The following is a 10,639-nucleotide window of genomic DNA, read 5'->3' on the forward strand; positions in this document are numbered from 1 at the left end:
AACAAAATAGGGGGAATAAAAAACCCTTCCCGATAGGGAAGGGTTGATGTGACAAATCAGATATCGATGTTAGCGGCTTTCAGCGCGTTCTCTTCGATGAAGGCGCGGCGCGGTTCAACCGCATCGCCCATCAGCGTGGTGAACAGCTGGTCAGCCGCGATGGCGTCTTTGATGGTGACACGCAGCATGCGGCGGCTGTCTGGATCCATGGTAGTTTCCCACAGCTGCTCTGGGTTCATTTCGCCCAGACCTTTATAGCGCTGGACTGACAGACCACGGCGCGACTCTTTCACCAGCCACTCAATTGCCTGCTCGAAGCTGGTCACTGGCTGACGGCGATCGCCACGTTCGATAAACGCATCTTCTTCAATCAGACCGCGCAGCTGCTCGCCCAGACCACAGATTTTACGGTATTCCGGTCCATCAATGAACTCGCTGTCCATCGGATAGTCGGTATCAACGCCGTGCGTACGCACACGCAATACCGGTTCGAACACGTTCAGTTCGCTGTTGGTGCGTACGTGCGCCATATAACTGCTGCCGTGCGCTTCGCGCTCGCTCAGGTATGCGACTAAACCTTCAATCCAGCCTTTAACTGCGGCTTCATTGCTGAGATCGCTGAGGGTTGGATGGTAGATCAGGCCACGCAGCATTGCCGTTGGGAAGCGACGTTCCATACGTTTGATCATGCGCTGGGTGCTGTTGAAATCACCCACCAGATTTTCCAGCGGCTGGCCGCCGAGCGCCGGTGCGCTGGCGTTGGTGTGCAGTGTTGCGCCATCCAGTGCGATAGCGATCTGGTACTGATCCATCGCTTCGTCATCTTTAATGTATTGTTCCTGCTTGCCTTTCTTCACTTTGTACAGTGGCGGCTGAGCAATATACACATGACCACGCTCGACAATTTCCGGCATCTGACGATAGAAGAAGGTCAACAGCAGCGTACGGATGTGCGAGCCATCGACGTCGGCATCGGTCATGATGATAATGCTGTGATAACGCAGTTTGTCCGGGTTGTATTCGTCGCGACCGATACCACAGCCGAGTGCGGTGATCAGCGTCGCCACTTCCTGAGAGGAGAGCATCTTGTCGAAACGCGCTTTCTCCACGTTGAGGATTTTACCTTTCAGCGGCAGGATCGCCTGGTTCTTACGGTTACGTCCCTGCTTGGCAGAGCCGCCCGCTGAGTCCCCTTCCACAAGGTAAATTTCAGACAGCGCAGGGTCACGTTCCTGGCAATCAGCCAGCTTGCCCGGCAGACCAGCCAAGTCCAGCGCGCCTTTACGACGGGTCATTTCACGGGCGCGGCGCGCCGCTTCACGTGCACGCGCGGCATCGATAATTTTGCCAACCACGATTTTCGCGTCTGACGGGTTTTCCAGCAGGTATTCGCTCAGCAGTTCGTTCATCTGCTGCTCAACCGCGGATTTCACCTCAGAAGAGACCAGTTTGTCTTTGGTCTGTGAGGAGAACTTTGGATCCGGCACTTTCACCGAGACCACAGCAATCAGGCCTTCACGCGCATCATCACCGGTGGCGCTGACTTTGGCTTTTTTGCTGTAGCCTTCTTTGTCCATATAAGCGTTCAGCGTACGCGTCATTGCCGCACGGAAGCCCGCAAGGTGCGTACCGCCATCGCGCTGTGGAATGTTGTTGGTGAAGCAGTAGATGTTTTCCTGGAAACCATCGTTCCACTGCAGCGCGACTTCCACACCAATACCGTCTTTCTCGTTAGAGAAATAGAACACGGTTGGGTGAATCGGGGTTTTGTTCTTGTTGAGGTACTCAACAAACGCCTTGATGCCGCCTTCGTAGTGGAAGTGGTCACTCTTGCCGTCACGCTTGTCTTCCAGACGGATTGAAACACCCGAGTTCAGGAAGGAGAGTTCACGCAGGCGTTTCGCCAAAATGTCATACTCGAACTCCACCACATTGGTGAAGGTTTCGTAGCTCGGCCAGAAACGGACGCGTGTACCGGTGGTTTCAGTATCACCAGATACCGCCAGCGGTGCCTGCGGCACACCGTGCTGATAAATCTGCTGATGCACTTTACCTTCGCGGCGAATGGTCAGTTCCAGTTTCTGCGACAGGGCGTTAACCACTGACACGCCCACGCCGTGCAGACCACCGGACACTTTATACGAGTTATCGTCGAATTTACCGCCGGCGTGCAGCACGGTCATGATCACTTCTGCCGCAGACACACCCTCTTCCGGGTGAATACCGGTCGGAATACCACGGCCATCATCCTGAACAGACACAGAATTGTCCGCATGGATGGTGACGACGATGTCACTACAGTGACCCGCGAGCGCTTCGTCGATTGCGTTATCCACGACCTCGAATACCATGTGATGCAGACCGGTGCCGTCATCGGTATCACCGATATACATACCCGGGCGTTTGCGTACCGCATCAAGCCCTTTAAGGACTTTGATACTTGAGGAGTCATAAGAATTCGACATCAACGTTTCTCGCTCATTTAATCTTCAGGTTGAACCGCTATTTTACCCTGTTCCACGCGGAACATCTTGCCCTTTTCGTCACTCATGTCGATTACATGTTCGACACCAATGGCGCTGACAAATACCTGAGCCTGCGTGGCTTTCAGGCGCTCGGCAAGCAACCGACGACGCGAATCGTCCAGCTCCGAGGCAAAGTCATCAATCAGGTACAAACAGCGACGTCCGCTGCTACGCGTCAGATATTCGCCCTGCGCTAAACGCAGTGCACACATCAGCAGCTTTAATTGACCGCGTGAGAGTAAATCTTCCACCGGCGTGCCTTCCGCACGGATACGAAAATCCGCTTTGTGCGGGCCGCTGGCGGTATAGGTGAGCGCGCGATCGCGCTCGAAATTACGTTCCAGCAGTTCGGCAAAGTCGCTCTCTTTATCCCAGCCGCGCTGAAACGAAAACGACAACTCAAACTCTGGTAAAAATTGACTGCAGGTAGCGATGATCTCTTTCGAGATCGCCGCACTGTACTCGGCTCGCCACTGGCTAATCTGTTCGGCCAGCGGCACCAGTTCCTGATCCCACGGGCGAATTTGGCTGTAACGCGAAACTTGTCTCAGCGCGGCGTTACGCTGTTTCATCAGACGCCGTAGATTATTCCAGGCATTGAAGAAACCGGGTGCGGAGTGAAAGCATCCCCAATCGATATAGGCTCTACGGTATTTGGGGCCGCCGTTAAGCAAAGTAAACCCTTCCGGCGTGATCAACTGCATCGGCAGCAATTGCGCCAGCTCCGCCACTTTATGACCGTCGCTGCCATCAATCCGCACTTTACTGTCACCGGCGCGATTTTTGGTCAGCCCCACGGCCAATTCGCGCTCACTGCCTTCAATTCGTCCGTGCAGGACAAACGCATCCTGATCGTGACGAATGACGCGTCCAGCCTGCAAACTGCGAAATGCGCGGCCATGTCCGAGGGTGTAGATAGCCTCCAGCACGCTGGTTTTGCCGCTGCCGTTAGCTCCCACGAGGAAATTAAAGCCTGGTGCCAGCGTGAGATCGGCCTGCTCGATGTTGCGGAAATCTTTAATCAGGAGGCGGGTTAAAGCCATGAACGAATCCAGCTGCGCATTAAGAAGTGGTTTTCACCTAACCCTGCCATCGAGGGCGTTAACGGCGAAGCTAGTTTGCTCACGGCCAGCGCGCAGGCCCTGGGAGCATACTGAAGTATGTGACCAGGGACGAGCACTGCCCGGGGGCAAAATAGCGAGTAAGTTAGCCCGCTATAAGATCACAAGCGCATTGGCATGACGACGTATGCCGCCGCTGGGCTGGCAACGTCTTCAATTTGCACACTCGAAACCGAATCGGTCAGCAGCAAACGCACGTTTTCGCATTTCAGCGCATTCAGCACATCTAACACGTAACTCACGTTAAAGCCGATCTCCAGTTCAGTGCCGCTATACGACACATCCAGCATCTCTTCCGCTTCTTCCTGTTCAGGGTTATTGGCGGTGATCTTGAGCTGATTTTCGGTGATATAGATACGAACACCGCGGAACTTCTCATTCGAGAGAATAGCTGCACGGGCAAACGCCTGTTTCAGCAGATCGCATCCCGCTTCCAGCGCTTTGTCCGGGTTTTTCGGCAATACGCGGCGATAATCCGGGAAACGGCCATCAACCAGCTTAGAGGTAAAGATAAAGTCACCAACGTGGGCGCGAATGTTGCTGCTGCCGATCTGTACCTGCAGCGGAGTCTCGCCGCCATCAAGCAAACGGACTAATTCAATCACACCTTTTCGTGGCACGATCACCGAATGGTTAGGCAACGCCTGGCCAATCGGCATGGAGCATACCGCCAGACGGTGTCCATCGGTGGCGACGGTGCGCAACTCTTCACCTTCGGTCTCAAACAGCATGCCATTGAGGTAGTAACGCACATCCTGATGCGCCATCGAGAACTGGGTTGCTTCAATCAGACGTTTCAGCGTGGCCTGTGGCAAAGTGAATTCCACCTCGCTCTGCCAGTCATCCAGATTAGGGAAGTCAGTGGCGGGCAGCGTCGATAAGGAAAAACGGCTGCGGCCAGAACGCACCAGCATTCTGTCACCTTCCAGCGTCAGGCTAATTTCCGCCCCCTCTGGCAAACCGCGACAGATATCGAGGAATTTACGCGCGGGCACGGTGGTCGCACCGGGCTCGTGGGGCTGCGTTAATGCAACGCGGGCCACCATCTCCATTTCCAAATCGGTGCCGGTCAGACGCAGTACGCCTTCACTCACCTGCAACAGTAAATTTCCGAGGATCGGTAAGGTCGGGCGTCCACCAAGCGGGCCGCTAACCTGTTGCAGTGGTTTCAGCAACTGCTCACGTTCTACAATAAATTTCATATGCGTCAGGAAGATAATGTTCGAATGAGGTTAGAGAAATCTTCTTTGATGTCGTGGCTCTCTTCACGCAACTGCTCAATTTTACGGCAGGCATGGAGCACGGTGGTATGATCGCGGCCACCAAACGCATCGCCAATTTCCGGCAGGCTATGGTTGGTCAACTCTTTCGCCATTGCCATTGCCATCTGACGCGGACGTGCCACCGAGCGCGAACGGCGCTTCGACAGTAAATCCGCGACTTTGATCTTGTAGTATTCGGCCACCGTTTTCTGGATGTTATCGATGGTGACCAGCTTTTCCTGCAGCGCCAGTAAATCTCGCAGCGCTTCGCGCACGAAATCGATGGTGATCGCGCGGCCGGTAAAGTTGGCATTGGCGATGACGCGGTTCAGTGCCCCTTCCAGCTCACGCACATTGGAGCGCAGACGCTTGGCAATAAAGAAGGCGACTTCTCCCGGCAGGCGAATATCGTTTTCATCCGCTTTCTTCATCAGGATCGCCACACGCGTTTCCAGCTCAGGCGGCTCGATCGCGACGGTTAATCCCCAGCCAAAGCGCGACTTCAGGCGATCTTCAACACCATTGATCTCTTTTGGATAGCGATCCGAGGTCAAAATGATCTGCTGATTGCCTTCCAGCAGGGCGTTAAAGGTATGGAAAAACTCTTCCTGCGAGCGCTCTTTATTGGCAAAGAACTGAATGTCATCGATCAACAGTGCATCGACGGAGCGGTAATAACGCTTAAATTCTTCAATGGCGTTGTTCTGCAGCGCTTTTACCATGTCCTGCACAAAACGTTCTGAGTGCATGTAAACCACTTTGGCATTCGGCTTGCGCGCAATAATGCCATTTCCCACTGCATGTAACAGGTGAGTTTTACCTAAACCGGTTCCGCCATAAAGGAAGAGCGGGTTGTAAGCCCCACCAGGATTATCCGCCACCTGACGTGCCGCCGCGCGCGCCAGCTGGTTAGATTTACCTTCAACGAAGTTATCGAAGTTATGGCGGTTATTCACATTTGAGCGGTAAGTGACATCCGCCGGGGCGGGCACTGAATCCCAGCTTGGACGTAAGATTTGCGCCGGAGCAGGACGGTTTTCAACAGGAGCAGGGGTGCTGTAAGCCGCCATGGCTGGCTGGCTGGCTGCAACCTGCGCAGCCGGGCGCGTGCCCACTTCAAAACGCAGCAAAGGCACATTCGGACCGCAGAATTCATTCAGCAGCCCATTAATACTATTGAGATATTTATCCCGAACCCAGTCGAGTACAAACCGATTTGGTGCATACAAGGTCAGCGTATTGTCGTTTAATTCAGCTTGCAGCGGACGAATCCACATGCTGAATTCGGTGGCAGGAAGCTCATCCTGCAAACGGGCAAGACACTGTTGCCAAAGCGTAAGTGACACGGCGGACTCCACTCGTACAAAATCGATAAGAATTTCAGGCGCTAATAATAGAAACTGTCTTTTTTGACACAGGCGATCAGAAAGCGCCTGCGACCGCTATCCGCGGTAGTCATCCCTGGCGATCGCAGTGAGGATCGTCAGCGGAAGGGCGGATCATAGCGCAAAGCGGCACAGAGATCTTCCCTTTCTACACAGTTTTGATCCAATTTATCCACAGGCTAGTGAAGCGCTAATGAGTTTACGCTTTCTGTGGAAAAAGCGAGCGGTGATCTTGCTGAAAGAGGCAATTTTTCTGGTCGCCTCTCGTTTCCGCGCAATAAATCTGCAAATTGATCGCAAGAAGATCCTGCGCGATCCTTGCGCTTTACCCTATAGCCCGTATAATTCCCCACCCGGCATTATTGCGTGAAGCCTTGATGCCCGGAATCAGCGGGCTGTATCTGGTTTCCAGGTGCCGCGAACTGCGAAGTAAATTGACTCTGGACTGTACAATTATTACAATCCCGCCTCTTTATTAAAGACACATTGAGGCGTAGGTCGATTTACTGGCCCGAAAACGCGTCACCCAGTGAAAATTTTCAAGTTTAGGTAGAAATCGCCATGAAACGCACTTTTCAACCGTCCGTACTGAAGCGCAACCGTTCACACGGTTTCCGTGCTCGTATGGCAACAAAAAATGGTCGTCAGGTTCTGGCACGTCGTCGTGCTAAAGGCCGTGCTCGTTTGACCGTTTCTAAGTAATAAAGCTAACCCTCGTGGTTAAGCTCGCATTTCCCAGGGAGTTACGTTTGTTAACTCCCACTCATTTCACTTTCGTCTTCCAGCAGCCACAAAGAGCCGGTACGCCGCAAATCACCATCCTCGGCCGCCTTAACTCGCTGGGGCATCCCCGCATCGGTCTTACCGTCGCCAAAAAGCATGTGAAACGCGCCCATGAACGCAACCGGATCAAGCGATTGACCCGCGAAAGCTTTCGTCTGCGCCAACATGAGCTGCCTGCGATGGATTTTGTCATCGTGGCGAAAAAGGGGATTGCTGACCTCGATAACCGTGCGTTAACGGAAGCGTTGGAGAAATTATGGCGTCGTCACTGTCGCCTGGCTCGCGGCTCCTGATCGCCCTGATACGCGTTTATCAACGCGCCATCAGCCCACTACTTGGACCTCATTGTCGGTTCCATCCCACCTGCTCGCAGTATGGGATTGAGGCATTACGTCGTTTCGGCGTCGTAAAAGGTAGTTGGTTGACGATAAAACGCGTATTAAAATGCCACCCTTTGAACCCGGGTGGTGACGATCCTGTGCCGCCAAAAACCTTTGATACCAGAGAACATTAACGATGGATTCGCAACGCAATCTCTTTCTCATCGCTTTTCTGTTCGTGTCTTTTATGATCTGGCAAGCCTGGCAGACGGACCACGCTCCGCAGCCACAGCAGACTCAGACCACGCAGAACACAAGCAGCGCAGCGGGTGATGCCGCCTCTTCCGGCGTGCCGGCTAGCGGTCAGGGCCAAACGATCACCGTTAAGACTGATGTCCTGTCACTCAGCATCAATACTCGCGGTGGCGATATTGAGCAGGCACAGCTGCTGACTTACCCGGACAAACTGGGTTCAGACGCACCGTTCCAGTTGCTGGAAACCACCCCTGCCTTCGTTTATCAGGCGCAGAGTGGCTTAACCGGTCGTAATGGTCCGGATAACCCGAACAATGGCGCTCGTCCGCTGTTCACCACCACTCAGGATCACTTCGAGATGGCCGATGGCCAGACCGAGCTGCGTGTACCACTGACCTGGACCGATGAAAAAGGTGTGGTTTATACCAAAACCTTCGTGTTCAAGCGTGGCGACTTCGCGGTTAACGTTGACTACAACATCAATAACGCCTCGCAGCAGCCGCTGGAAGTGTCGATGTTCGGTCAGTTGAAGCAGACCATTGATCTGCCGAAGCACCGCGATACCGGCAGCAATAACTTTGCCCTGCACACCTTCCGTGGCGCAGCGTACTCGACCAGCGAAGCGAAATACGAAAAATACAAATTCGATACCATCGCGGATAACGAGAACCTGAACGCCACCACCAGCAATGGTTGGGTGGCGATGCTGCAGCAGTACTTCGCTACCGCCTGGGTGCCGCGTACTCAGGGTAACAACACCCTGTACACCAGCAACCTCGGTAACGGTGTTGCGGCAATCGGTTATAAATCTTCACCGGTGACCGTGGCAGCAGGCGCACAGCAAGACCTGGGCGCGACCCTGTGGTTGGGGCCAGAAATCCAGGACAAGATGGCCGCTATCGCGCCTCACCTGGATCTGACCGTGGATTACGGTTGGTTGTGGTTCATCTCTCAGCCACTGTTTAAGCTGCTGAAGTTCCTGCACAGCTTTATCGGTAACTGGGGCTTCTCGATTATCGTTATCACCTTCATCGTTCGTGGCATCATGTACCCGCTGACTAAAGCGCAGTACACCTCCATGGCGAAGATGCGTATGCTGCAGCCGAAGATTCAGGCAATGCGTGAGCGTCTGGGCGATGACAAGCAGAAGCAGAGCCAGGAAATGATGGCGCTGTACAAGGCAGAGAAAGTGAATCCGCTGGGTGGCTGCTTGCCTCTGGTTATTCAGATGCCAATCTTCCTGGCCTTGTACTACATGCTGTCAGGTTCGATTGAGCTGCGTCATGCACCGTTCATTCTGTGGATTCATGACCTGTCCGCGCAGGATCCGTACTACATTCTGCCGGTTATCATGGGTATCACCATGTTCTTCATCCAGAAGATGTCACCGACCACCGTGACCGATCCGATGCAGCAGAAGATCATGACCTACATGCCGGTTATCTTTACCGTGTTCTTCCTGTGGTTCCCTGCGGGTCTGGTGCTGTACTACATCGTCAGTAACCTGGTGACCATCCTCCAGCAGCAGCTGATTTATCGCGGGCTGGAAAAACGTGGTCTGCACAGCCGCGACAAGAAGAAAGCGTAACGTCTGACTGCAACAGCAGCAGCGTATACTCAAGGGGCGGCATTTATGTCGCCCTGTTTTTTTTCAAAATTTGTACCCTGAATAATTCGAGCGCAGCCAACGCCGCTGCAGCTTGAAGTATGACGGGTAAGAGAGAGAATCATGAGCCACAGCGATACTATCGTTGCCCAGGCGACACCTCCCGGCCGTGGCGGCGTCGGCATTCTGCGTATTTCCGGCGCCAAAGCCGCTGACGTCGCGCAAGCCGTGCTCGGCAAATTGCCGAAACCGCGTTATGCCGACTACTTGCCATTCAGCGATGCGGATGGCAGCGTGCTGGATCAGGGGATTGCGCTGTGGTTTCCAGGCCCCCACTCTTTCACCGGCGAAGATGTGCTGGAGCTGCAGGGTCACGGCGGCCCGGTGATTCTGGATCTGCTGCTGAAACGCATCGTGGCGCTGTCGGGTGTACGCATCGCTCAGCCGGGTGAATTCTCCGAACGTGCGTTCCTCAACGACAAACTCGATCTGGCGCAGGCGGAAGCGATCGCCGACCTGATCGACGCCAGTTCAGAGCAGGCCGCGCGTTCCGCCGTGAATTCGCTGCAAGGCGCATTTTCCCTGCGCATCAATACACTCGTGGAAGCACTCACTCACCTGCGCATTTACGTGGAGGCCGCTATCGACTTCCCGGATGAGGAGATCGATTTTTTGTCTGACGGCAAAATCGGAGGTCAGCTTAATGCGGTGATCGGCGATCTTGATAACGTGCGCGCCGAAGCGCGTCAGGGCAGCCTGCTGCGCGAAGGAATGAAAGTGGTGATTGCTGGTCGTCCTAATGCCGGTAAATCCAGCTTGCTGAATGCCCTCGCCGGTCGTGAAGCCGCGATTGTCACCGATATCGCTGGCACCACGCGTGACGTGCTGCGTGAGCATATTCATATCGACGGCATGCCGCTGCACATCATCGATACTGCGGGGCTGCGTGAAGCCAGTGATGAAGTTGAGCGAATTGGAATTGAGCGCGCCTGGCAGGAAATCGAGCAAGCCGATCGCGTGCTGTTTATGGTGGATGGCACCACCACCGACGCCACCGAAGCGGCCGCAATCTGGCCTGATTTTGTCGCACGTTTACCGGCACAACTGCCGATTACTGTGGTGCGTAACAAAGCCGATATGACCGGGGAAGTGCTGGGTCTGACAGAAGTGAATGATCACTCACTGATTCGTCTCTCTGCGCGGACGGGGGAAGGCGTGGATGCACTGCGTGACCATCTGAAACAGAGCATGGGCTTCTCAGGCAATATGGAAGGTGGCTTCCTGGCACGCCGACGCCATCTGCAGGCGCTGGAGTTAGCTGCCACTCACTTACAGCAGGGTAAAGACCAGCTGCTGGGTGCATGGGCCGGTGAACTGTTGGC

The 10,639-nt window shown here is 54.3% G+C and carries 10 protein-coding genes; 6 read left to right on the forward strand and 4 right to left on the reverse strand.

Annotated elements, in window-relative coordinates; translation table 11 throughout:
- Nucleotides 1–56 precede the first annotated feature (56 nt).
- The 4 genes from gyrB to dnaA all read right to left on the reverse strand — a co-directional run bounded on the left by gyrB (nucleotide 57) and on the right by dnaA (nucleotide 6,254).
- Nucleotides 57–2,465 (reverse strand): DNA topoisomerase (ATP-hydrolyzing) subunit B, encoded by a 2,409-nt coding sequence (gene gyrB / locus H7A81_RS03785; protein ID WP_034830003.1) that lies wholly within the window; start codon nucleotides 2,463–2,465, stop codon nucleotides 57–59.
- A 17-nt stretch (nucleotides 2,466–2,482) separates the two neighbouring features.
- Nucleotides 2,483–3,568, reverse strand: a complete 1,086-nt coding sequence (gene recF, locus H7A81_RS03790) for a DNA replication/repair protein RecF (RefSeq protein WP_034830004.1) — start codon at nucleotides 3,566–3,568, stop codon at nucleotides 2,483–2,485.
- A 179-nt stretch (nucleotides 3,569–3,747) separates the two neighbouring features.
- Nucleotides 3,748–4,848 (reverse strand): DNA polymerase III subunit beta, encoded by a 1,101-nt coding sequence (dnaN, locus tag H7A81_RS03795; RefSeq protein WP_034830010.1) that lies wholly within the window; start codon nucleotides 4,846–4,848, stop codon nucleotides 3,748–3,750.
- A gap of 5 nt (nucleotides 4,849–4,853) precedes the next feature.
- The gene (gene dnaA / locus H7A81_RS03800; RefSeq protein WP_034830012.1) at nucleotides 4,854–6,254 is read right to left on the reverse strand and encodes a chromosomal replication initiator protein DnaA; all 1,401 of its coding nucleotides are present in this window, start codon (nucleotides 6,252–6,254) and stop codon (nucleotides 4,854–4,856) included.
- A gap of 232 nt (nucleotides 6,255–6,486) precedes the next feature.
- Between dnaA and H7A81_RS03805 the strand changes: the two genes are divergently transcribed.
- From H7A81_RS03805 to mnmE, 6 genes are all read left to right on the forward strand, one after another.
- Entirely contained in the window at nucleotides 6,487–6,663 is a 177-nt protein-coding gene (locus tag H7A81_RS03805; RefSeq protein WP_166933364.1) for a hypothetical protein, read from the forward strand.
- Between the two features lie 191 nt (nucleotides 6,664–6,854).
- Nucleotides 6,855–6,995, forward strand: a complete 141-nt coding sequence (gene rpmH, locus H7A81_RS03810; protein ID WP_000831330.1) for a 50S ribosomal protein L34 — start codon at nucleotides 6,855–6,857, stop codon at nucleotides 6,993–6,995.
- Nucleotides 6,996–7,009: 14 nt separating this feature from the next.
- The gene (gene rnpA / locus H7A81_RS03815) at nucleotides 7,010–7,369 is read left to right on the forward strand and encodes a ribonuclease P protein component (RefSeq protein WP_034830013.1); all 360 of its coding nucleotides are present in this window, start codon (nucleotides 7,010–7,012) and stop codon (nucleotides 7,367–7,369) included.
- A complete protein-coding gene (yidD, locus tag H7A81_RS03820) occupies nucleotides 7,333–7,590 on the forward strand; it encodes a membrane protein insertion efficiency factor YidD (RefSeq protein ID WP_007893564.1) in 258 nt (85 codons plus the stop codon). Before rnpA ends, yidD begins: the two co-directional genes overlap by 37 nt.
- A gap of 2 nt (nucleotides 7,591–7,592) precedes the next feature.
- Nucleotides 7,593–9,239 (forward strand): membrane protein insertase YidC, encoded by a 1,647-nt coding sequence (gene yidC / locus H7A81_RS03825; RefSeq protein WP_038643953.1) that lies wholly within the window; start codon nucleotides 7,593–7,595, stop codon nucleotides 9,237–9,239.
- 141 nt (nucleotides 9,240–9,380) lie between these two features.
- Nucleotides 9,381–10,639: tRNA uridine-5-carboxymethylaminomethyl(34) synthesis GTPase MnmE (gene mnmE, locus H7A81_RS03830; RefSeq protein WP_182056768.1), on the forward strand; the 1,259-nt coding region annotated here is incomplete at its 3' end.

The organism is Pantoea sp. ME81, assembly GCF_903970985.1.
Classification (GTDB): domain Bacteria; phylum Pseudomonadota; class Gammaproteobacteria; order Enterobacterales; family Enterobacteriaceae; genus Pantoea; species Pantoea communis.

Coding starts and splice junctions, on each gene's coding strand:
- gyrB (WP_034830003.1), bottom strand. CDS start 2,465: ATGTCGAATTCTTATGACTCCTCAAGTATCAAAGTCCTTAAAGGGCTT.
- recF (WP_034830004.1), bottom strand. CDS start 3,568: ATGGCTTTAACCCGCCTCCTGATTAAAGATTTCCGCAACATCGAGCAG.
- dnaN (WP_034830010.1), bottom strand. CDS start 4,848: ATGAAATTTATTGTAGAACGTGAGCAGTTGCTGAAACCACTGCAACAG.
- H7A81_RS03805 (WP_166933364.1), top strand. CDS start 6,487: ATGAGTTTACGCTTTCTGTGGAAAAAGCGAGCGGTGATCTTGCTGAAA.
- rpmH (WP_000831330.1), top strand. CDS start 6,855: ATGAAACGCACTTTTCAACCGTCCGTACTGAAGCGCAACCGTTCACAC.
- yidD (WP_007893564.1), top strand. CDS start 7,333: ATGGCGTCGTCACTGTCGCCTGGCTCGCGGCTCCTGATCGCCCTGATA.
- yidC (WP_038643953.1), top strand. CDS start 7,593: ATGGATTCGCAACGCAATCTCTTTCTCATCGCTTTTCTGTTCGTGTCT.